19 protein-coding genes and 1 tRNA gene are annotated in these 20,889 nt (G+C 67.6%); 11 read left to right on the top strand and 9 right to left on the bottom strand.

Annotated elements, in window-relative coordinates:
• Window positions 1-19 precede the first annotated feature (19 nt).
• Complete coding sequence (locus SL003B_RS23980; protein WP_013653018.1) at window positions 20-1,258, bottom strand: septal ring lytic transglycosylase RlpA family protein; 1,239 nt, start codon at window positions 1,256-1,258, stop codon at window positions 20-22.
• A 934-nt stretch (window positions 1,259-2,192) separates the two neighbouring features.
• On the opposite strand from SL003B_RS23980, the gene SL003B_RS11515 reads away from it, so the two are divergent.
• Window positions 2,193-2,282: transfer RNA gene (locus tag SL003B_RS11515), tRNA-Ser, on the top strand.
• Window positions 2,283-2,289: 7 nt separating this feature from the next.
• Here the strand turns inward: SL003B_RS11515 and SL003B_RS11510 are convergent.
• Complete coding sequence (locus tag SL003B_RS11510) at window positions 2,290-4,119, bottom strand: hypothetical protein (protein WP_013653017.1); 1,830 nt, start codon at window positions 4,117-4,119, stop codon at window positions 2,290-2,292.
• A 171-nt stretch (window positions 4,120-4,290) separates the two neighbouring features.
• Window positions 4,291-5,420, bottom strand: a protein-coding gene (locus SL003B_RS11505) for an IS3 family transposase (protein WP_085997570.1) whose coding sequence is annotated in 2 segments (ribosomal slippage) — window positions 4,291-5,177 and window positions 5,177-5,420 — 1,131 coding nt in all. Because the reading frame shifts where the segments join, the coding sequence is not laid out codon by codon here.
• Window positions 5,421-5,807: 387 nt separating this feature from the next.
• Here SL003B_RS11505 and SL003B_RS11495 point away from each other — a divergent pair.
• A complete protein-coding gene (locus tag SL003B_RS11495; RefSeq protein ID WP_013651429.1) occupies window positions 5,808-6,854 on the top strand; it encodes an IS481 family transposase in 1,047 nt (348 codons plus the stop codon).
• On the opposite strand, the gene SL003B_RS11490 is transcribed toward SL003B_RS11495, so the two are convergent.
• Both SL003B_RS11490 and gdhA read right to left on the bottom strand, forming a co-directional pair.
• Window positions 6,851-7,579, bottom strand: a complete 729-nt coding sequence (locus SL003B_RS11490; RefSeq protein WP_013653016.1) for a hypothetical protein — start codon at window positions 7,577-7,579, stop codon at window positions 6,851-6,853. The two genes, SL003B_RS11495 and SL003B_RS11490, sit on opposite strands and share 4 nt — an antisense overlap.
• An 81-nt stretch (window positions 7,580-7,660) precedes the next feature.
• Entirely contained in the window at window positions 7,661-9,016 is a 1,356-nt protein-coding gene (gdhA, locus tag SL003B_RS11485; RefSeq protein WP_013653015.1) for an NADP-specific glutamate dehydrogenase, read from the bottom strand.
• 260 nt (window positions 9,017-9,276) lie between these two features.
• On the opposite strand from gdhA, the gene SL003B_RS11480 reads away from it, so the two are divergent.
• Entirely contained in the window at window positions 9,277-10,416 is a 1,140-nt protein-coding gene (locus tag SL003B_RS11480; protein WP_013653014.1) for a PQQ-dependent sugar dehydrogenase, read from the top strand.
• Window positions 10,417-10,469: 53 nt separating this feature from the next.
• Here the strand turns inward: SL003B_RS11480 and SL003B_RS11475 are convergent, their stop codons facing one another.
• Genes SL003B_RS11475 through SL003B_RS11460 form a run of 4 tightly spaced genes read right to left on the bottom strand, consistent with a single transcriptional unit; the run spans window position 10,470 to window position 14,363 of the window.
• The gene (locus SL003B_RS11475) at window positions 10,470-11,273 is read right to left on the bottom strand and encodes a heme ABC transporter ATP-binding protein (protein ID WP_013653013.1); all 804 of its coding nucleotides are present in this window, start codon (window positions 11,271-11,273) and stop codon (window positions 10,470-10,472) included.
• A complete protein-coding gene (locus SL003B_RS11470; RefSeq protein WP_013653012.1) occupies window positions 11,270-12,373 on the bottom strand; it encodes a FecCD family ABC transporter permease in 1,104 nt (367 codons plus the stop codon). Before SL003B_RS11470 ends, SL003B_RS11475 begins: the two co-directional genes overlap by 4 nt.
• A gap of 13 nt (window positions 12,374-12,386) precedes the next feature.
• Window positions 12,387-13,286, bottom strand: a complete 900-nt coding sequence (locus tag SL003B_RS11465) for a heme/hemin ABC transporter substrate-binding protein (protein ID WP_013653011.1) — start codon at window positions 13,284-13,286, stop codon at window positions 12,387-12,389.
• A 15-nt stretch (window positions 13,287-13,301) separates the two neighbouring features.
• Window positions 13,302-14,363, bottom strand: coding sequence for a hemin-degrading factor (locus SL003B_RS11460; protein WP_013653010.1), 1,062 nt, complete (start codon window positions 14,361-14,363; stop codon window positions 13,302-13,304).
• Window positions 14,364-14,731: 368 nt separating this feature from the next.
• Here SL003B_RS11460 and SL003B_RS11455 point away from each other — a divergent pair, with 368 nt between their 5' ends.
• From SL003B_RS11455 to SL003B_RS22325, 8 genes are all read left to right on the top strand, one after another.
• On the top strand, window positions 14,732-16,825 hold the full coding sequence (locus SL003B_RS11455) for a TonB-dependent hemoglobin/transferrin/lactoferrin family receptor (RefSeq protein ID WP_013653009.1): 2,094 nt from the start codon (window positions 14,732-14,734) through the stop codon (window positions 16,823-16,825).
• Window positions 16,826-16,827: 2 nt separating this feature from the next.
• Entirely contained in the window at window positions 16,828-17,268 is a 441-nt protein-coding gene (locus SL003B_RS11450; RefSeq protein ID WP_041375505.1) for a hypothetical protein, read from the top strand.
• Between the two features lie 9 nt (window positions 17,269-17,277).
• Window positions 17,278-17,997, top strand: coding sequence for a MotA/TolQ/ExbB proton channel family protein (locus SL003B_RS11445; RefSeq protein ID WP_013653007.1), 720 nt, complete (start codon window positions 17,278-17,280; stop codon window positions 17,995-17,997).
• Window positions 17,987-18,367, top strand: coding sequence for a biopolymer transporter ExbD (locus tag SL003B_RS11440; protein ID WP_013653006.1), 381 nt, complete (start codon window positions 17,987-17,989; stop codon window positions 18,365-18,367). The genes SL003B_RS11445 and SL003B_RS11440 overlap by 11 nt, the downstream gene beginning before the upstream one ends.
• Window positions 18,368-18,387: 20 nt before the next feature.
• Window positions 18,388-18,780 (top strand): ExbD/TolR family protein, encoded by a 393-nt coding sequence (locus tag SL003B_RS11435; RefSeq protein ID WP_013653005.1) that lies wholly within the window; start codon window positions 18,388-18,390, stop codon window positions 18,778-18,780.
• On the top strand, window positions 18,777-19,835 hold the full coding sequence (locus tag SL003B_RS22330) for an energy transducer TonB (RefSeq protein WP_013653004.1): 1,059 nt from the start codon (window positions 18,777-18,779) through the stop codon (window positions 19,833-19,835). Before SL003B_RS11435 ends, SL003B_RS22330 begins: the two co-directional genes overlap by 4 nt.
• Before the next feature lie 100 nt (window positions 19,836-19,935).
• Window positions 19,936-20,178 (top strand): DUF1653 domain-containing protein, encoded by a 243-nt coding sequence (locus tag SL003B_RS11425; protein WP_013653003.1) that lies wholly within the window; start codon window positions 19,936-19,938, stop codon window positions 20,176-20,178.
• A gap of 80 nt (window positions 20,179-20,258) precedes the next feature.
• A complete protein-coding gene (locus tag SL003B_RS22325; RefSeq protein ID WP_013653002.1) occupies window positions 20,259-20,855 on the top strand; it encodes a DUF1176 domain-containing protein in 597 nt (198 codons plus the stop codon).
• The last annotated feature ends 34 nt before the right edge of the window (window positions 20,856-20,889 follow it).

Genomic DNA, 20,889 nt, shown 5'->3' with positions numbered 1-20,889 from the left:
ACGACCGTCAGCGACGACGTCAGCGGCCTGCGGACTGCGGGCCGGCAAGCAGCGCCAGCGGTAGCGAACTGTCGCCGAAGGTCTCGAAGGCGCCGAAGGCGTCATGCGCGGCGGCGATGCGCGTGTGCGCGGCATAGGAGGAAATCGCGCCGCCCATCAAGAGGTTGCGCGGACCGTTGGTCGCCGCCGGCAGCGTGCCGAGCACGCCGGCGGGCGCCGGCGGCGCATAGGCGGCGGGCTGGACACCCGGCTGGCTTGCCGGCCCTGTCAACGGTCCCGTCAAAGGCCCGGGCGACGGCAGGGTCCCGAGCGGCTGCGGCGCGGCGCCGAGGGACACCGGTTGTGCCGAGGCCTGGGGCTGCGGCGCAGCGGCGGGCGTGAAGGTATTGAGCGAGGCGACCACGATGGTCTGCTGGCCGGTCTCGAAGGCGAGCGCCGGATCGTAGGCGAGCCGGTAGGCCGGGTCGGCGGCCGCAGCCGCCGGCGCGCCGGACGCGGCGGCGGCAAGCAGTACCGGGGCGTCGAGCGGCCGCGGCGCCGGCGCGCGGCTCGGCGCGTAGCCGGTGGCGGACGGAGCTGACGCCATGTCGAGCGGCGCCGGCGGCGCCGCCTGGGCGATCATCGTGCCCGGCATGGTGCCGCCCGGCGTGACCGCGTCCGGACCGGTGTAGGAGGCCATCAGGTAGGCCTCGTCCTGGCCGTCGAGCCGGGCCGGGCCGACATACTGGACGCGGACCTTGCCGATGCCGGCGGCCTTGGTATCGAGCATGGTGGCGACGCGTTCCGACAGGTCGATGACCCGGTTGCCGTGGAACGGGCCGCGGTCGTTGATGCGCACGACCATCGAGCGGCCGTTCTCCAGGTTGGTCACCCGCGCATAGGACGGCAGCGGCAGCGTGGGATGGGCCGCGGTCAGGCCCTTGCGGTCGTAGATCTCGCCGTTGGCGGTCTTGCGACCGTGGAAGGCGGAGCCGTACCAGGAGGCGTTGCCGCTCTTGTCGTAGTTCGGATCTTCCTTGGGATGGTACCAGCGGCCGGCGACCTTGTATTTCTGGCCGACGTGATAGCGCCCGCCACCCTTGGGCACCGGCTTGCCGTCGGCAACCACGCGCGGGCTGGCCTTCACGCCGTATTTCGATTCGGGGAAATATTCCGACGAGCGCTTCGGCTTGGGTGCCGATTCGCAGCCCGCCAGCGCGACGGCGGCGGCGAGCACCACCGCTGCGACCTTCAACGCGCCGAGGCGGTCGCGCCTCATCGAATCGGCTTCAGTCGTCGACGAACCTCGGCCTGCGCCCAATCCCTGCATCCTGCCGTCCCACTCACCACGCGTTCGGCGGCCCCATGCACACGCGTCTTGCCTGCCGGACGCTGTCCGGCCTTGCCTTGCAGCGGAGCGCGGCAAGCGCTGCCGCCACGATCCGTCCTGGCCCGCCGCGCCCCCGCACGGACAAACCAGATTGCAGTAAACCGGAGATTTCTTACCCGATCGTGAAGGGTGCGTCGAGCGCCCGTGCGTCGGGCGGGGCAATTTGTCCGCTCCGGCGGTCTGCCGTCCCTTGGCGCTGCCCCTTCCCCCGGCCTTCTCCGCCCTTCCCTTCCCTTCCCGCTCAGGTCCCGGTCCGGCGACCGGCGGCGTGCCGACCGTCCTGTGACGCCCGTCACAGAAGCCGTGCCGCCTTTCTCCTAGACCAAAGGCCTGCCGCGGCCGCCCCGCCGCGGCGCAGGACGGGACGCCCGGTCCCTTCCGGCCGCCGGTCCGACCCCCTGCCCACGACACCGGACCGGCGGCCCCTGCCTTTGGTGCCGCTCCATACCCGTCGCCCCGAACCTGTCGTCCGGCCCCGGCCTATCGTGTCCCGGCCTTTTCCGGTTCCGGGCCGGCATGGCGACACGCGCGCCGCCGCGTCGATGCGGCCTGCGTGCAGCCTCCATGCAGCACCGCTCCCCGGGCCGGCCTCAGGAGCGACCTCCAGGCCGATCCCCGCGCTTGACAAGCGCCGCGCCAGCCCCGAAACGGAAGGCACGGAAGAGTGGCCGAGTGGTTGAAGGCAGCGGTCTTGAAAGCTGGCGGGGGTGAAGGCTACCGCCGCATGAATAGGGAGTTTTTGCAGGGGGTTAGTGGTAGGTCGGCTTCGGGGGCAAAACGGTCCATAAGCCAATCGTAAGCAGCTAAGCCCGTGAATCGGTATGGAAGAGTGTCCGAGTGGTTTAAGGAACTGGTCTTGAAAACCAGCGAGCGGGCAACCGCTCCGTGGGTTCGAATCCCACCTCTTCCGCCAACCGCCGCTATGCGAACGCGGCTTCGGCGTCCTCAGAGTCCTCCGGGCCTTTCGCAGCGCCAAGGCGGCGGCTGATGCTTCGATATGCCGTGCTCACCGCGTCACGCCAGCCATCCGCAGCCAAGCTGAGGCTCTCCGGCTCAAGCGCCTTCTTCACGTCGTCGGGGGTCCATTCGCGGATGAGCTGCTTCGCCTGTGCGTACACGACCGCATAACCGACCCGGCCCATCACCAGACGTTCCGCCCACTGGCGCGCCAACTCCCGGACGATCTCGGGTTCCCCGTAGGTCGCATACCGCAGGCCAAGGTCTTCCTGCGCCGCACCGACTGCCGAATAGGTGAGGTTCACGAAAAGCTGGTTCGTCTCCCGCACATAGCGCGCTGCCTTCCCAGTGATGCCCTTCTCTTCCACCAGCTCGGGGTCGCGCAGGGGAATGATCTCGGGGGCCTGCTCCAAGTTCTTGGAGATGTCGGCACGCTTGGCGCCGCCGGGATTGAAGATCAGGTCGGTCGGGCTGATCGGCGTCCTGTCGCTATCACCGCCGGAACCATCCTTGTGGTCAGGACGCGCGCCCCTCGCCCCGCCATCGTCCACGAGGTGAAGCCCGGTCTCAGTCTCGCGCGGGCTCTTGGTCTTGACGCGAAGCTGGTTGAGCAAGTCTTGCAGTTCCTTCCGTAGGTCGTCCGTGGACGCCGAGGACTTGGGGGCAAGCGAGTTGATGATTTCGATCAGCCATTCGGGCCGATTGCGAAACACGAGTTCGGCAAAGTCTTCAACGACCACTTGGCGCTGATCGCCGCCGCTAAGCTGCACGAAGCGGCGGTACGGTTCGTGCCGCACAGGGAAGTTGTCGGGCAGTTCGACATGGACGGAGATATGGCGAGCGCCGAACGGGATGCCGAACGCCGGGGCGTCGGCCGCCCACTTCCGACCCTTGCGGACGTCGTACATCTCATCGCGGAACACGATGGCAGTCGTGCTCACCGATGAAGTCAGGGAACCCGAAATCGACTTGTTATGGCCGCCGTCCTGATACGCCGGATCGTACAGGTAGTGGATGCGGACACCCTCACCGACATCGACGGCCTCGACGCGACCGAATGCGTCGGCGCGTTCGGGGATCGGCTTGAACTGCCGACGTCCATCGCGGGGGTGCGTGCCCTCATGCATATACACCTCGACGCCTTCGGGAAGGCCGTAGAAGCGGTGATAGAGGTAGGTCGTGATCCACTGGCGATCCTGCTTCGGGTCGCCATCGTAGGGATCGGCCACAGTGTCTTGATCGGCCCGGTTGCCGTACAGGACGACCTCGGTCCAATCCTCGTCCAGTCGGTATTCGGCCTCGTCGCGGACCTGATCGGTGACATCGACCACTTCCTCGAACGAGTCTTCGACCCGAATCCACACCTTGCCGTAGATGCCTTCGCGCTTGCCGAGAACAACTTGGCTGACCACACCGTCACGGCAGGAGCGATAGCGCATACCGAGCGTGTTGGACGGAAGCGAAGCGACCTTCGCGCCCATGCCGAAGTTGCCTTCAAGCGCCATGTCCTTACCGAGCGAAGCTGCGAGATCGCAGATGTGGTCAAGCTCAGAACTGCTCATGCCGGGGCCGGTGTTCCAGATCGTGAGCTTGCGGGTGTCGCCGCATTCAGGGATCGCCTTGCCCTTGATGTCCACGATCCGCCGTCCAGCGGGTGCCTTCGCCGCAGCCTCAATGGCATTCATCGCCAGTTCCCGTAGCATCATCGTCTTCGGGCACTGCTCGATCTGGCGGGAAACAGTGAAGTCGATGTCCGCGATCTTGATCGGCGTAACTTGCTTGATGTGGCTCACGACTGACCCCCGCCTTACAGCTTGAACTCGCCGCCGCCGCGGCCCGGTGTCTTGCTGAAACGCGCCTCCACCTCGGAAACCGCGTCCCGCAGCGCCTTCACGATCTTCCGCACCTCGGCGTCCTCGTAAATGTAGGTCTGAATAGCCCCGAGTTTTGTGGACACCCTCGGGTTACATTTCGTGCTGCCGTTCGAACTCGACGGGTGACAGCATCCCGTTCCTGACGTGCTTTCGCTTTGGATTGTAGAACATCTCGATGTAGTCGAACACGTCCTGCCTTGCCTCCTCGCGTGTTCGGTAGGTCCTGCGCCGTATCCGCTCGCGCTTGAGGAGATTGAAGAAGCTCTCCGCCACGGCATTGTCGTGGCAGTTGCCGCGACGGCTCATCGAGTGCTCAAGATTGTGGTGCTTCAGGAACGCTGCCCAGTCCATGCTGGTGAACTGCGATCCCTGATCGGAATGGACCAGAACCCTGCTCTTGGGCTTTCGACGCCACACCGCCATCAGCAATGCCTGCAACACGACATCGGTGGTCTGGCGGCTCTGCAGTGACCAGCCGATGACGCGGCGTGAAAACAGATCGATCACCACCGCCAGATAGGCAAAGCCCTCCTGGGTCCGGATGTAGGTGATGTCAGTCACCCACGCCCTGTCCGGCGCTTCGACATCGAACTGCCGGGCAAGGGTGTTGTCGACGACGACCGACGGCTTGCCGCCATAGGAGCCAGGCCGGCGCTTGTAGCCGATCTGCGCCTTGATCCCGGCCAGTTTTGCCAGACGAGCGATGCGGTTGGCGCAACTGGTCTCTCCCTGATCGAGAAGGTCGTCGTGCAGCTTGCGATAGCCGTAGACCCTGCCGCTCTCCTTCCAGGCCTTGCTGAGAAGCTCGGTCTGACGTGCGTCTTCCCGAGTTCGCCTGCTCAGGGGGGTCTTCAGCCAGGCGTAGAAACCGCTGGGCTGGATGCACAGGCAACGACACATCGCCCGAACCGTGAACTGCTGGCGATGCTCGGCAACGAACGCGTATCTCACTTTGCATCCCTGGCGAAATACGCGGTGGCTTTTTTTAGGATGTCACGCTCCTCGGTGACGCGCGCCAGCTCCTTCTTCAGGCGACGGATCTCTGCCGCCTGATCGCCATCAGTTGAACCGGATGGCTTCGAGAACTTCCTCTTCCATGCGTAGAGCGAGTGCTGGCTCACACCCAGCCGCTTCGACACCTCCGCAACCGGGTAACCCCGCTCGGTGATCTGCGCCACTGCATCGCGCTTGAAATCGTCACTGAAACTGCCGGTCCCCATCATGGCCTCCTTGCCTCAAAATTAGGGAAGAAGGCGTCCAGAAATCTAGGGGCTATTCACTTGCATTCCTGACAGCTACAGGAGGCCAGATCGTGAGAGTGGGAGTTCCGAGTGAAAAGGCATTGCAAGCGCTCCGGCTGGCTTCCGACAAACGGAGAATGTCAGCCAAGCTTGACCAATTCCACATTAGCTGGAGCGGTCGAGACTTCGAAGTGAAGGAGCTGGTGATTGAGGATTCGTCTGTGAAAGGACCCAGTGATCTTTTTGGAGGCAGCAAGAAGTAGGGTGTTCTCATTGATTTGTGGTTGCGTTTCGATCAGTGCCGCGTTGCCCTACCTGTGCACTTAACCTTCTTTCCGTGCTATCGTCGGAAAGGAGGAAGATCCCATGGGACAATCATCAACAGCAAGGCAGGCCTCGCCTCGTGATGCCGCCAGCAAGGTGGCGCAGCAGCGTTTGAGCGTGCTTGAGCTGGCGAGGGAACTCGGCAACGTCGCCGAGGCCTGCCGTCAGCGAGGCATGGACCGGACCAGCTTCTACGAGTGGAAGCGCCGGTTTCAGACGCAAGGGTTCGACGGGCTGAAGGACCTGCCGCCGATCCACAAGAGCCATCCGCAGACGACGGCGCCCGAGGTGGTGGACAGGATCAAGGAGCTTGCGCTGGCGCATCCCGCCTATGGCTGTAATCGGCACGAGGCGATGCTGGCGCTGGAAGGTGTCCGGGTGTCGTCGATCACCATCCAGAAGATCCTCAACGAAAGCGGCCTCGGCACCAAGGTCGAGCGCTGGCTGGCGCTGGAGGCACAGAACGCCGAGACGGCCATCGAGATCACGCCCGAACAGGCCGCCTTCCTGGAGAAGCTGAACCCCTGCTTCCGGGAAAGGCACGTGGAATCAAGCGCGCCGGGCGAGCTCCTGTCGGCCGACACGTTCTTCGTGGGCAGTCTCAAGGGCGTCGGCAAGGTCTATCTGCACGCCGTGGTCGATACCTTCGGCAGCTACGCCTTCGGCTTCCTGCACGTCTCCAAGCAGCCCGAGGCGGCGGTCGCAGTACTGCACAACGACGTGCTGCCCTTCTACCGCCATCTCGATTTGCCGGTGAAAGCCGTGCTGACCGACAATGGCCGCGAGTTCTGCGGGACGGACCGGCATCCTTACGAGCTCTATCTCGACCTCAATGGCATCGAGCACCGCCGCACGAAGGTGAAGACGCCAAAGACCAACGGCTTCGTCGAGCGCTTCAACGGCACGGTGCTGGACGAGTTCTTCCGGGTGAAGATGCGCGAGACTTTCTACGAGACCGTCGAAGCCCTGCAGGCCGATCTCGACGCCTGGCTCGTCCACTACAACACAGAGCGCCCGCATCTGGGCTACCGCAACCAAGGCAGACGGCCTGTCGAAACCGTCATGTCATTCGTTAGCCAAGAAGGTTAAGTGGACACCCTACCAATCATCCCATCGGTCTCAAGCCGCAGCGCCGCCCGCCACAGCGGGGTCTTCATGAACACCGCGTCCTCGAACCGATAGCTGGGCGCTGCTCGCTCCTGCTGCAGAAGTCCCGACCAGCAAAGCGGACGCAGCACCTGGATGTAGAGCTGGCCCATCACCTCGTCGTAGCGCGGCAACGGCCCCTTCTCGGGTTCTCCGAAGAACACGCGGCGGAGGTGCGCGCCGGTGGCGCCGTCCTCGGTCTCGACGTTGAGCACGTTCAGGAACACGTCCCAGTTGCCCAGGATCGGCGCGTCGTCGAACCGCGACATGCTGGCGTGGATGATCCGGAACAGGAAGAACGGGACGACCGTGCCGAAGATCCGACCGGGATGGCCCGCCAGCACCTCGCCTGCCTTTGTCAGGCGGAACTCGCCCTTGTAGTGCCGGCCGAGCTTCATCGCGATCATCAGGTCGTGCAGAACCATGAGCGGGGCGAAGTCGGGCTCGTTCAGCACCTTATTGACGGCGAAGAGGTCCGCCTCGGTGTGGCCGGGCCAGTCGAACGCGGCCGCGGCCCAGTGCACGAACACCCGCTTGAACGCCCTGGACGGCGTCAGGGGGATGCCGCCATGCTCGCCGATCCAGGCGAAGGTCTTCTCCACCCCGCGCACCAGCGGTGAGTGCGCCAGCGCCGGATCGGCATCGTCGATCTCCTGGAACGCGATCATCTCAGATCTCCCGCGCGACCCAGCGGATGCGGCCGACGACGTGGATCTCGTCGGCCGGTCCTTCGTGTTCGGCCCAGGCCGTCAGATGACGCCCAGCATGCGCATCGCTTCGGCCACGCGCACGAAGCCGGCGATGTTGGCGCCCAGGACATAATCGCCCGGCGCGCCGTATTCCTCGGCGGTCTGGTGGCAGGTGTCGTGGATGTTGCGCATGATGACGGCGAGACGCGCCTCGGTCTGCTCGAAGCTCCAGCTGTCGCGGCTGGCGTTCTGCTGCATCTCCAGGGCCGAGGTCGCCACGCCGCCCGCATTCGCCGCCTTGCCGGGGGCGAACAGAACGCCAGCATCGCGGAACACCTTCACCGCCTCGGGGGTGGAGGGCATGTTCGCGCCTTCGCCGACCGCGATCACGCCGTTCTTGACCAGCGCGCGTGCGTCCTTGCCGGACAGCTCGTTCTGCGTCGCGGACGGCATCGCGACATCGCACGGCACCTCCCAGATCGAACTCTTGTCGCAAGCGATGAAATGCGCGCCGACGCCGCGGCGCCGGGCATATTCCGATATCCGCTCGCGGCGCACGGTCTTGACCTCCTTCAACAGAGCCAGATCGACGCCGGCTTCGTCGAGGACGTAGCCGCTGGAGTCCGAGACGGCGATGACCTGTCCGCCGAAGGATTGGACCTTCTCGATCGTGTAGATCGCCACGTTGCCCGAGCCCGAAACGACGACCTTCTTGCCCTCGAAATCGGTGCCGCGGGTCTGCAGCATCGCCTGCACGAAATAGGTGCTGCCATAGCCGGTCGCCTCGGTGCGGGCGCGCGACCCGCCGTAGGCGAGCGCCTTGCCGGTGAAGACGCCGGCCTCGAACCGGTTGGTCAGGCGCTTGTACTGGCCGAACATGTAGCCGATCTCGCGCCCGCCCACGCCGATGTCGCCCGCCGGCACATCGGTCTGGTCGCCGAGGTGACGGTGCAGTTCGGTCATCAGCGACTGGCAGAAGCGCATGATCTCGGCATCGGACCTGCCCTTGGGGTCGAAGTCGGACCCGCCCTTGCCGCCGCCGATGGGCATGCCCGTCAGCGCGTTCTTGAAGGTCTGCTCGAAGCCCAGGAACTTGATGATCCCGACATTCACCGAGGGATGGAAGCGCATTCCCCCCTTGTAGGGCCCAAGCGCGGAGTTGAACTGGACCCGGAAGCCGCGGTTGATCTGGACCTGGCCCTTATCGTCGGTCCACGGGATGCGGAAAATGATCTGGCGTTCTGGTTCGCAGATCCGCTCGATCAGCGCGAGGTCGAGGTAATGCGGATGCTTGGCGACGACGCGGCCCAGGCTCTCCAGCACCTCGTGAACGGCCTGATGGAACTCCGGTTCGCCGGCGTTGCGCCGGATCACCTCGGCAAGGATTGGCTGCAGTTTCTCGTCGATCGATTTCATCTGTCTGCTTTCGTGTCCGGAATCGCCGGCTGCCTAGTTTTCGGACGCTTAGATCAATTCGTGGGCAGATTGAACAGCGTTTCGCGCCCTTGCCATGCGACAAGAACACGCCGACCCGCTGGAGCGGAGCGCCGCCATGGTGTGGGCGGCAAACGCCGCCCCGCCGGTTGCCGCGCCCCGCCGGCGCCCCATATGGCCCGGAGATCGTCCAGCCAAGGGATCGTCCAGCCAAGGATCGTCCAGCTAGGGGAGGTGTCGCCGTGTTCCGTGTCCGCCGTTTCTGCCGCCGTCCGCTCGCCGCGCTCGCAGCCGCCGTCCTCGGCCTGTCCGTCCTGCCCGGCGCGGCGCAGGAGGTCGTGCGCTCGCAGCAGGCGGCGTTCCGCGTCGAGGTGCTCACCGACCGGCTGGAAAACCCCTGGGCGCTGGCGTTCCTGCCCGACGGGCGCATGCTCGTCACCGAACGGCCAGGGCGCATGCGCGTCGTCGAGGCCGACGGCACGGTCGGCGCACCGCTTGCCGGCGTGCCGGAGGTCTATGACCGCGGCCAGGGCGGCCTGCTCGACGTTGTGCTCGACCCGGACTTTTCCTCGAACCGACTGATCTATTTCACCTATGCGGCGCCGGTCGAGGGCGGCGCGACCACCCGCCTGGCGCGGGCGCGGCTCGGCGAGACGGCGCTGGAGGATCTCGCCGTGCTGTTCACGGCGAAGACGCCCGGCTCGACCTCGCGCCACTTCGGCTCGCGCCTCGCCTTCGGGCCGGACGGGCTCCTCTACGTCACGGTCGGCGACCGCGGCCGCGACGACACCGCGCAGGACCTCGCCTGGCATTCAGGTAAGGTGCTGCGGCTGACCCGCGACGGCGCGCCGGCGCCGGACAATCCGTTCGCCGGGCGGCCGGGCGCCCTGCCCGAGATCTTCACCTACGGCAACCGCAACCCGCAGGGGCTGGCGGTGACGCCTTGGGGCGCGATCTGGGCCCACGAGCACGGTCCGCGCGGCGGCGACGAGGTCAACGTTATTTCGGCGGGCAGCAACTTCGGCTGGCCGCTGGTCACCCATGGGCGCGCCTATTCGGGCCTGCCGATCGGCGAAGGCCAGGAAAAGCCCGGCACCGAGCAGCCGATCCACGTCTGGGTGCCGTCGATCGCGCCGTCGGGCATGACCTTCTACGACGGCGACCTGTTCCCCGCCTGGCGGGGCGATCTGTTCCTCGGCGCGTTGGCGCTGACCCATCTCAACCGGCTGGAGATCGAGGACGGCCGCATCGTCGGCGAGGAGCGGCTGCTGGAGGCGTTCGGCTGGCGCATCCGCGACGTCAGGAGCGGGCCGGACGGCATGCTCTACCTGCTGACCGACGAGGACGACGGCAAGCTGGTGCGGCTCGCGCCGGCCGATTGACCGGCGCCGCCCCGTCCGCCCTCTGCCGGGACCGGGGTGCACCTCCCCTGCCCTCAGCCGTAGCTGAGCGCGCCGAGGTCGACCGAATGGGGCAGCACGAAGGGCTCCCCCCGTTGCGGCGCCGCGCCGACGGTCAGCGCACAGCTGAACACATGCGACAGCACCGGCGTGGTCAGGGTTTCGGCCGGGGTGCCGGCGGCGGCGAGGCGGCCGTTCTTCATCGCCAGCACGTGGCCGGCGAACATGGCGGTCAGGTTGAGGTCGTGCATTACCGCGACGACGCCGCCGCCGGCCCTGGCGTAGCCGGCCGCAAGCTGCATGACCAGCAGCTGGTGGTGGATGTCGAGGCTCGACACCGGTTCATCGAGGAGCAGCCAGCGCGGCTCGCCGTCGGCCACCGGCTCCCAGATCTGGCACAGCACCCGGGCGAGTTGGACGCGTTGCTGCTCGCCGCCCGACAGGTCATAGTACATGCGTCCGCCGAAACCTGCCAGGCCGACGAGGTCCAGCGCCTGGCGGAGGCGGGCCGGCTCGACCATCTCGCCGCCCAGGCGCACGACCTCGGTCACCGTCAGCGGGAAGTTGATCGCCGACTGCTGCGGTAGAACGGCACGCCGGCGCGCCATGTCGGCGGGAGGGCTGGCGGCGATGCAACGGCCGTTGAGGCGGGCGCTGCCGGCAAACGGCAGCTCGCTCGACAGCGCCTTGAGCAGCGTCGACTTGCCCGAGCCGTTGGGGCCGACGATGGCGGTCAGCGTGCCGGCGCGGGCGGTCAGGTCGATGTCGTGCAGGATGCGCTTGCCGTGGATGGACACGGACAGGCGCGCGGTCTCGAGCAGGCCGGCATCACGGGTCATGCGATCGACAGTCCCTTGCGCTTGAGCAGGATCCACAGGAAGAACGGCGCCCCGGCGATGGCGGTCAGGATGCCGATCGGCAGTTCGGCCGGCGCCACGATGGTGCGCGCCACCGTGTCGGCGAGGATCAACAGGCTCGCCCCGAGCAGCGCGCAGGCCGGCAGCAGGTAGCGGTGATCCGGGCCGATGGTGAGCCGCAGCAGATGCGGCACGACGATGCCGACGAAGCCGATGCCGCCGCTGACCGCGACGCCCGCGCCGGTCGCCGCGGCCACCGCGACGATGGCGAGCCCCTTCAGCCGCTGCACACGGATGCCGAGGTGGCCGGCGACCGCCTCGCCGAGCACCAGGGCGTTGAGCCCGCGCGCCATGGTCGGCACCACGACGAGCACGACGGCGATGATCGGCCCGGCGGCGAGCACCTTCTCCCAGGTCGCGCCGGCGAGCGAGCCGAGCCCCCAGAAGGTCAGGTCGCGCAGTTGCTGGTCGTTGGCGACGAACACCAGCAGGCCGGTCAGCGCTCCCGACAGGGCTCCGAGCGCGATGCCCGCGAGCAGCATGGTGGCGATCGACGTATAGCCGCCGCGGGTACCGATCCGGTAGAGCACGAGCGTCGTCGCCAGACCGCCGAGGAAGGCGGCGAGCGGCAGGGCGAAGATGCCGGCGACGGCAAGCAGCGGACTGAACACCGTCCCGCCGAGCACGATCAGGCCCGCAGCGCCGAGCGCTGCCCCTGCCGACACCCCGACGATTCCCGGATCGGCGAGCGGATTGCGGAACAGGCCCTGCATGACCGCACCCGAGACCGCCAGCGAAGCGCCGACCAGCGCGCCAAGCACGACGCGCGGCAAACGGATCTCGCCGAGGATGATGCGGTCGCGCAGCGCTTCCGGCCCGGCCGCAGCCTCGGTCCCGAGGCCGAGCCAGCCGGCCACGACGTCGACGACCGACAGGCTGATCGCGCCGGTGGTCAGGGAGAACGCCATCACCGCCAGCAGCAGCACCGCGAGCGCGGCGATGACGAGGCGCGCGCGCGGGCCGCGATCGCCGTCGAGAACCGTCCGGGCCGGCGCCGGGACGCCGAGAACCTGGTCCGCCATGACCCGACCCCGCCTAGCTGTCGCTGGCCAGGGCGCGGGCGAGATCGCGCGCCGCCGCTGCCGTACGCGGGCCGAAGCCGAGCAGGTAGAGCCCGTCCATGCGCACCACGCGCCGGTTCTGCCCGGCCGGGGTGAGCGCGATCGCCGGATGGGCGAACAGCTGATCGACGCTGGCGTCGTGCTCGCCGCCGCGGTCCATCATCAGGATGACGTCGGGCCGCGCCTCGGTGATCGCCTCGTCGGTGAGCTGCTTGTAGCCCTCGAAACCGGTGACCGCGTTGACGGCGCCGGCGAGCGCGATCATGCCGTCGGCGGCGGTCCCCGAACCGGAGGCCAGTACGCGACCGCCGTTCATCGACAGAACGAACAGCACGCGCGGGCGCTCCGGGTGCCCCCGGACGGCCTCGGCCGTTGCCGTGAGATCGGCTTCGAGTGCGGCTGCGAGCGCCTCCGCCTTGTCCACCACGCCGAGCGCCGCGCCGACGGCACGCACCTTGGCGAGGATGCCCTCGGCCGTAAACGCCTCGGGCACGAACACGATCGGCAGGCCGGCCTGCCTGAGCAGGCCGATGGTCTCCGGCGGACCGCTGCCTTCGAGCGACAGGATGGCGTCGGGCCCGACCGACAGCACGCCCTCCGGCGACAGGGCGCGGAAGTAGCCGGCGTCCGGAAGGGAGACCGCCTCGGGCGGATAGGTGCTGGTGCTGTCGCGGGCGACCAGACGGTCCTGCTCGCCAAGGGCATAGACGATCTCCGTCAGCGAACCGCCGAGAGCGACGATGCGACCGGCCTCCGACAGGTCGGCCGACTCGGCCAGCGCCGCCGGCGCTCCAGCGAGCAGGGCGGACAGGGCGACAACCGCCGCCTTGCGGCGGACCCTGTCGAGAGCGGAGAAGAGAAGGGTGCATGTCATGGAACCGCTCCGCCGTCAGACTGCCTGGAGCTCAGTCATGCGCGGCAGCTTCTCGACCAGCGAGCGCCAGTCGGCGCGCTCGTGGTTGCCCTCCCCGCGCACGCCGAAGAACTGGATGATGTGGTTGCCGTCGCCGTCGAAGGCCTCGACCGAGGTGACGTGGCCCTTGTCGGCGCCCTTGCGCACGGCCCACACGTCCTTGATGTGGTCCATGCGCAGGTGCAGATGGAAGGTCGGGTCGAGGACGTTCATCCACGGCCCCATCTCCTTCAGCGCCGCGATCGGGCCGGAATGGATCTGGATGCAGCCGCGGTTGCCGACGAAGCACATGATCGGGATCTGTTCGGCGGCCGCATGGCGCATCATCGCCAGCACCGCGTCGCCGTCGAGCCGCCAGGCGTAGTCGTCGCCGGCAAGCTCCAGCGCGTTCAGCCGCGGCAGGTCGAGATCGCGCAGGATGCCGAAGAACTGGTGCGGATCGTTCATGGCGCCCCAGCGCTCGCGCAGCGGCGCCTGCTTGGACGGATCGAGCGGCTGACGGGCCGTGCGTTCGGCCGGCTTCGGCGCCTCGACCAGACCCGCGGTCTGGTCCTCGACCGTCAGGCTGCCGATCAGGGCGTTCCAGGCGTCGAGGTTGGAGGCCGGACGCAGATGGATCTTGAACACGGCGTCGCCATGGCGGTCGAAGATCTGCAGGCTGCGGCGCGGACCGTGTTCGGTCTGCTTCTCGACCGCAAAGCCGTGCACCCATTCGCCGGGGAACATCCGGGTGTCGATGTTGGCGCCGAGCATGAGCCCTGCCCGGCTGCCGTCGACGAACTTCTCGAATACGCCGATCTTCTCGTGCACGGCGCTGTCGTTGCGGGTCAGGATCATGACCTCGCCGACCGGCGCCATTGCCGAGCAGATGGCGCTCATCGAGGGCGTGACACGGGTGACGCCCTTGCCGCAGAAGGCGGCGACCAGTTCGGCCTCGGAAATGCCGAGGTCGCGCGCGAGGTCGCGCTCGCGCCGTTCGGGATGATCGGCCCGGGCACGGCGGATGGCGTTGGGGGTGGGTCTGCTGTCGGCTGTCATGTCGCTATATGGTCCCAAGTCTGTCGCTGCGTCGCGCAGCCCGATCCCTTCGCAGGGAACGGTGCCGCGAGCCATCGCTGCTGGGCCAGCCAACCGTCCTGAAGCTGGGGTTGAACCTGGCGGGAACGCTCTGTCGTGCGCATGACCCGGTCAGCGCCCTCCACCGGAGGGAAACCCGACCGGCGCCGCCTTCCGGCCGGCCGCCGTCTCGGCAGCCGACCGGCGCGATGCCGATCGATTGTTGACTCAATAATTCATATTTCGTATCCAACGCAATACCTGATACAGATACTCAGGTTAATCAGACAATTCGTGTTCCGCAAGCAAGCGCGCGCCAGCCAGCGAACCACCGTGAAAGGATGAAGAGCATGGGGCTGGCGCACAGGAATGCGGCCGCGTTGATGAGCGGCGTCGCACTCGGAATTCTGGCATTATCCCAGGCGGCACGTGCCGAGGATGAAGAGACATCGGCGACGCGGGTCGCCACCACCGCGCTGCAGCGCATCGTTGTCGGTGCCGGCGTCGAGAAGGTGGCGATCGACACGCCGCAGGCGGTGACGGTCATCGACCAGGAAGAGATCGACAGCGCCCAGGCGACCACCATCGCCGACATCTTCCGCCAGACTCCGGGCGTAACGATGGTCGGCTCGGATCGTGTCGGCGGCCAGTCGTTCAACATCCGCGGCATCGGCGAACTGGGCGCCCCGGACGAATCGAAGATCATCGTCAGCGTCGACGGCGCGGTGAAGTTCTTCGAGCAGTACCGCATGGGATCGTTCTTTTCCGATCCCGAACTGTACAAGCAGGTCGAGGTGCTGCGCGGACCGGCCTCGTCCACCCTCTACGGCGCGGGCGCCCTCGGCGGCGTCATCAACTTCACGACCAAGGACGCCAGCGACTTCCTCGACGAGGGCGAAACCGTCGCGGTACGCCTGAAGAGCATGTACGATTCCAACAAGGATGGCGTGCTCGCCTCCGGCATCGTCGCGGTCAGGCTGTCGCCGCAGACCGAGGCGCTGCTGAGCGGCAACTTCCGCCGCGCCGACGACTACAAGACCGGCAACGGCACGGTCATTGCCGGGTCGGCCTTCGAGGCGCTGTCGGGCCTGGCCAAGGTCACCCACCGCTTCGGCGAGGACAACGAGCAGACGGTGCGCCTGTCCTACGAACGCTGGCAAAGCGATGCCGACGACACCGAATACTCGCAGACCGGCACCTTCGCCTTCGGCACGATCGACCGCGAGATCACCGACCAGACCGTGGTGTTCGCCTACGAGAACCCGGCATCGGGCAATCCGCTCCTCGACTTCAAGCTGAACCTATCATTCTCCGACACGTCGGTGCACCAGGACAACGCCTCGATGCGCCGGTTCTCGACCTCGCCGCTGTTCCTGGATTCCGACTACGCCTACCGGACCTGGCAGGCCAAGGCGCAGAACACGTTCGAGATGAGCAGCGACACGTTCCAGAACTACCTGACCGTCGGGTCGCAGGTCAGCCACCAGCAGCGCATCGGCAGCACCACTGCGGGCTATGTCGATTTCCATCCGGAAGGCACGGACACCAAGGTCGGCTTCTTCGTCCAGGACGAGTTCATCTGGAACGAACGCCTGACCATCATCCCCGGCGCCCGCGTCGATTTCGTCAGCCTGGCGCCGGACGCGAGCGTCCCGGGCGCCAACAGCAGCAACGACATCGCCTTCTCGCCAAAGATCGCGGCGATGTACAAGTTCACCGACAGCTTCTCGGTGTTCGGCTCGATCGCCCATACCGAACGCCTGCCGACGCTGGACGAGATGTTCTCCGCCTCCGCGGCGACGGCAACCTATCCGGGCGGCAGGACGTTCAACCCGAACCTGAAGAAGGAAAAGTCGAACAACTTTGAGGCTGGCTTCGCCATTTCCCACAATGACGTCCTGCAGGACGCCGACAGCATCCAACTGAAGACGACGGCCTTCTACAACGACCTGACCGACCTGATCGCCTCCGGCCAGAATCAGGGCCAGGCCCGACCGGTGCCCTATTTCGTTAACGTCCACAGGGCCCACATCTATGGCGTCGAGGTCGAGGCGGCCTACGAGTCGCGCTACGTCTTCGCCAACCTCGCCTACACCTCGGTGCGCGGCGAGAACGAGACGACCGGCCAGGACCTGACCTCGATCCCATCGGACAAGGTTGCTGTCACGCTCGGCGGACGCCTGCCGGACTACGGCGTCGATTTCGGCTGGCGGGCGCTGTTCGCCAGCTCGATCGACACCGGCGCAACCACCGGGCCGTTCGCCGGCTACGCGGTCCACGACGCCTTCGTCAACTGGAAGCTGGACGAGGGCCAGTTCAAGGGCCTGGAGCTGCGCGCCTCGGTTGAGAACATCTTCGACAAGCGCTACCGCGACAACCTGGCCGGCGACGACGGCAAGGGCCGGACGTTCAAGCTGTCGCTCGCCAAGAAGTTCGGGTGGTGACGATGCGGGCCGTGCGCAAGCTCGAACTGGTCGCAGCCGCGATGCTGACGGTTACCGCCCTGTCCGCCGGATGGGCGCGTGCCGAGGAGCCGGCGCGCGGTCTCGCTCTCGAACTGAACCGGACAGCCGCCACGGACGGCGGCTGTCTGCTCACCTTCGTCGCCCTCAACCGCAGCGCCGAGGCGCTGGACAAGGCCGCCTACGAATTCGTGCTGTTCAACAGCGACGGGCTCGTCGACCAGATGACCGTGTTCGACTTCGGCAGCCTGCCGGCGGGCAAGACGGTCGTCCGCCAGTTCCAGCTCGCCGGCCTCGCCTGCGAGGCGATCGGCTCGATCCTGGTCAACGGCGCCGCCGGCTGCGGCGGTGCTTCGGCCGCCCCCCCGGCCTGCACGGTGTCGCTGGAGACCGCCAGCCGCACCGCCGTCCCCTTCATGCAATAGGAGTGCGCAATGGACGCCCCGAGCCTTCTCGATCCCGTGGTTTCCCTGCTGGCTCTCGGCGGCCCTGTGGTTGCCCTGATCGCGGTGATATCGGTCCTGGCCCTGGCGCTGGTGCTGCTGAAGCTGGTGCAGTTTGCCCGCACCCGCACCGGCCGAACGGGCCGCGCCGCCTCCGCTGCCGCCCTGTGGCGCGCCGGTCGGCGTCGCGAAGCGCTGGGATCGATCGAGGCGCCCGTCAGTGCGGCCGAGGAGGCCGTTGCCACCGCGATGCGCTTGAGGCTGGTCGGATCCGTCTCCCGGAGCGACATCGAGGACGAGATCGGCCGTCTCGCCGTCATACGGCTGCACAGCCTGCAGGGCGGCCTGAAGGCGCTCGACGCGATCGGCCAGCTGGCACCCCTGCTTGGTCTGTTCGGCACCGTGCTCGGCATGATCGCGGCCTTCCAGGAACTCCAGAGCGCGGGCAATTCCGTCGACCCGTCGGCGCTCGCCGGCGGCATCTGGGTGGCGCTGCTGACCACCGCCGCAGGCCTCGCCGTCGCCATGCCGGTGTCCATCGTGCTGACTTTCTTCGAATCGCGGATAGAATGCGAGCGGGTCGCCATCGAAACCCTTGCCGCCGAGGTCCTGGTCACCCTGCCGGGCAATGCCGGCGAGGACACCGCCGGCGCCTATGCGGCGGGACCGGCCCCCGTGCCCGCCTACGCCCTGGCCGGCCATGCGCATTGACAGTCCGGCACCACGCGCAAGGCGGCTGTCGCTGACGTCGTTGATCGACGTGATCTTCCTGCTGCTGCTGTTCTTCATGCTGTCGTCGACCTTCACCCGCTTCGGCGCGGTCGAAATCGGCGCGGCGAGCAAGGGCGGCGCGGGCGGAGCGGCACCCGACATCCTGGTCTTCCTGGATGGTTCCGGCTGGCGCATCAACGGCATCGCCGCCGCAGCGGACGATGCGCCGCAGATCATGTCCGGGCTCGAGGCCAAAGGCGCCAAGTCGGTGCTGGTGGTTGCCCGCGAGGACGCCACCGCGCAGATGCTGGTCGAGGCCCTGGAGACCCTGCGCCGCAGCGCCGGGTTCACCGTGACGGTCGCCCGCTAGCCAGAAGAGACGGACAGGCCATGAAGACGCTGCGCCGCGGCCCCCAGGGCCGGAAGACGGAGACGACGATTTCCCTGATCAACATTGTGTTCCTGATGCTGATCTTCTTCCTGATCGCCGGCCAGTTGGCGCCGCCGGCCGATCCCGAAGTCGACCTGGTGACGTCGAGCGAGGCGGAGCCCCTGCCCCCGCCCGACGCCCTGTTCGCCCGCGCCGACGGCAGTCTCGTCTATCGCGGTGCGCCGATCAGCCCGCAGGACTACATCGCCGACCATGCTGGCGGCGCGGAGACACCTGTCCGGCTCGGGGCCGACCAGAACCTGCCCGCCATCAAGCTGATCGACCTGGTCGACGCGCTGCACGCGACCGGCGCCGCCCGGGTCGAGGTGGTGACGCGGAGGCCACAGCAATGACCCCGCGTCCGTGGCACTGGGGCATCGCCATCGGCGCGTCTCTTGCCATTCACATGGCGGCTGCGGCGCTGTCGCTGTCCGGGCGCGATGAGGTCCAGATCGCCGGCGGCAGCCTCACGCCGGCGGCGACGCTCGGCGAAGCCTTCCTCAGCACGTTGACCGCCGGGGCTGCGACCGACACGCCGCCCCAGGAGGCGGTCGAGCCGGAGGTCACCGATGCCGTCGAGGCGGTGGACCCGATCGAGACGCTGCGTCCTGTCGAGACCCCGCCCCTTCAGGCGGCGCCCGTTCACGCCGCGCCGGTCGAGCCTGTCGCTCCGGCACAGCCGGCGCCGGTCCAGCCGTCCGATCTGGTCCTGAGCGAAGCGGGTCAGATGCCCGTGGCGGCACGCGCCGACGCCGGCAAGGTCGAGGCCGTCGAGGCGGCACGCCCCGAACAGGTCGCCGTTGCCGAACCGGTCCCGACCGCGGTCAGGCCGGTCGAGGCGACCCTGGTACCGGCCCAGGTTTCGGCCCAGGTTTCGGCCGCCGAAGCCGTGCCCGTCCCGACGGCCCGGCCCGAACGCCCGCGGCAGACCGTCGCGGCGAAGGCGCCCGAGAGGCCGGTCGAATCCCGGCCGGAAAAGCCGGCCCGCCCCACCCGCAAGGCCGAGACCGCGGCGCACGAGCGCAAGCCAAGTCGGCCTGCGCCCGGTGCCGGCGGACAGGCGCAGCAGACCGTGCAGCAGGGCGGCGCGACCGCGCGGGGCGCGAGCAACGCCGAGGGCAACGCCGAGATTTCCAACTACCCCGGCAAGGTTGCCGGCAAGCTGCGCCGGGCGCTGCGCTACCCGGCCAGCGCCAAGCGCAAGCGGATCACCGGCGAGGCGCTGGTCGGCTTCGTCGTCACCCGCTCCGGCGCCGCGCAGCAGGTCCGCATCGTGCGCAGTTCCGGTTCGGCGGAACTGGACGAGGCCGCGCTGCAGACCGTCCACCGCGCCGCGCCCTTCCCCCCGATCCCGGCCGGGTCGAATCGCGACAGCTGGCCGTTCACCGTGCCGCTCGCCTTCCGCTGACCGCCGCTGAGCGATCCGTCGGCCCAAGCGGAGGGTTTGCGCGGACCCGGCCGGTCGGTCTAGAAGGGAAAACAGACCGTCCGAACGTTGGAGGCGCAGCATGGATCAGGCCGAGATACCGTCCGCCGGCGGAGGCGACACGATGGCGGCCCGCGATGGGCTGGATCCGTCGCTGCGCGCCAGCCGCTGGCGCCACAGGAAGACCGGGGGCACCTACACCATCATCGGGCAATGCCGGATCGAGGCGACCGGCGCCGACGCGTTCCTCTACCAGGGCACGGACGGCACGATCTGGGCGCGCCCGAAGGAGGAGTTCCTCGACGGCCGTTTCGAGCGCCTCTGAGGCCCGTGCCCCAAGGCAAGTTCCGCTGGCGGGGACCAAGGCGCACGGCTAGGCTGGTTGGCCGAAGGAAGAGGTTGGGCATGGCGTCGATCACACGGAATTCCATCGCGGCAGCGCTCGGCCTGCTCGTGTCGACGGTCGCGGGCACTGCGGGCGCGGGCGACGACCGCCTCGTCCGGATCGTCGCGCGGACCGAGGTCTCAACCCTCGAGCAGATCCCCGAGCGGGTGCGCGAGGCGGCGCAGGACGGCCCCGACTGCATGCTGGAGACCACCGTCGAGATGCTGGGGGCCGTCCGGTTCACCATCAACGACGATTGGTCAATCTGGCAGCTGCCCTGCTATCTGGCCGCCTACCAGGCGTCGCACGTCCACGTCCAGGCGGTCATGCTCGACGGCGATCTGAACGCCGCGCTGATGGTCTTTCCCGGTTCCCCCTCCAGCGATCCGGCCGAGGAGGTCGAGATTGTCAATCCGGAGGTCGACATCGCCACCTCCACCCTCACCTCCTTTGCCCTCGGACGCGGCCTCGGCGATTGCGGCCGCTATGCCCGCTACGAACTCGTCCGCGGCGAGGGAGAAAGCATCGACTGGGAACTGGTCGAACTGCGCGAGAAGGACGACTGCAACGGCGTCGAGGACGATCCGACCGCCTATCCGCTGATCTGGCAGCGATAGCCGGCCTGCAGTCCCCTCCGCCGTTGCGGATGGC

It is taken from the genome of Polymorphum gilvum SL003B-26A1, assembly GCF_000192745.1.
Classification (GTDB): domain Bacteria; phylum Pseudomonadota; class Alphaproteobacteria; order Rhizobiales; family Stappiaceae; genus Polymorphum; species Polymorphum gilvum.
This window is presented reverse-complemented; position numbering and strand designations above follow the sequence as displayed.

Coding starts and splice junctions, on each gene's coding strand:
- SL003B_RS23980 (WP_013653018.1), bottom strand. CDS start 1,258: ATGAGGCGCGACCGCCTCGGCGCGTTGAAGGTCGCAGCGGTGGTGCTC.
- SL003B_RS11495 (WP_013651429.1), top strand. CDS start 5,808: ATGGGACAATCATCAACAGCAAGGCAGGCCTCGCCTCGTGATGCCGCC.
- SL003B_RS11490 (WP_013653016.1), bottom strand. CDS start 7,579: ATGATCGCGTTCCAGGAGATCGACGATGCCGATCCGGCGCTGGCGCAC.
- gdhA (WP_013653015.1), bottom strand. CDS start 9,016: ATGAAATCGATCGACGAGAAACTGCAGCCAATCCTTGCCGAGGTGATC.
- SL003B_RS11475 (WP_013653013.1), bottom strand. CDS start 11,273: ATGACCCGTGATGCCGGCCTGCTCGAGACCGCGCGCCTGTCCGTGTCC.
- SL003B_RS11470 (WP_013653012.1), bottom strand. CDS start 12,373: ATGGCGGACCAGGTTCTCGGCGTCCCGGCGCCGGCCCGGACGGTTCTC.
- SL003B_RS11465 (WP_013653011.1), bottom strand. CDS start 13,286: ATGACATGCACCCTTCTCTTCTCCGCTCTCGACAGGGTCCGCCGCAAG.
- SL003B_RS11460 (WP_013653010.1), bottom strand. CDS start 14,363: ATGACAGCCGACAGCAGACCCACCCCCAACGCCATCCGCCGTGCCCGG.
- SL003B_RS11455 (WP_013653009.1), top strand. CDS start 14,732: ATGGGGCTGGCGCACAGGAATGCGGCCGCGTTGATGAGCGGCGTCGCA.
- SL003B_RS11450 (WP_041375505.1), top strand. CDS start 16,828: ATGCGGGCCGTGCGCAAGCTCGAACTGGTCGCAGCCGCGATGCTGACG.
- SL003B_RS11445 (WP_013653007.1), top strand. CDS start 17,278: ATGGACGCCCCGAGCCTTCTCGATCCCGTGGTTTCCCTGCTGGCTCTC.
- SL003B_RS11440 (WP_013653006.1), top strand. CDS start 17,987: ATGCGCATTGACAGTCCGGCACCACGCGCAAGGCGGCTGTCGCTGACG.
- SL003B_RS11435 (WP_013653005.1), top strand. CDS start 18,388: ATGAAGACGCTGCGCCGCGGCCCCCAGGGCCGGAAGACGGAGACGACG.
- SL003B_RS22330 (WP_013653004.1), top strand. CDS start 18,777: ATGACCCCGCGTCCGTGGCACTGGGGCATCGCCATCGGCGCGTCTCTT.
- SL003B_RS11425 (WP_013653003.1), top strand. CDS start 19,936: ATGGATCAGGCCGAGATACCGTCCGCCGGCGGAGGCGACACGATGGCG.
- SL003B_RS22325 (WP_013653002.1), top strand. CDS start 20,259: ATGGCGTCGATCACACGGAATTCCATCGCGGCAGCGCTCGGCCTGCTC.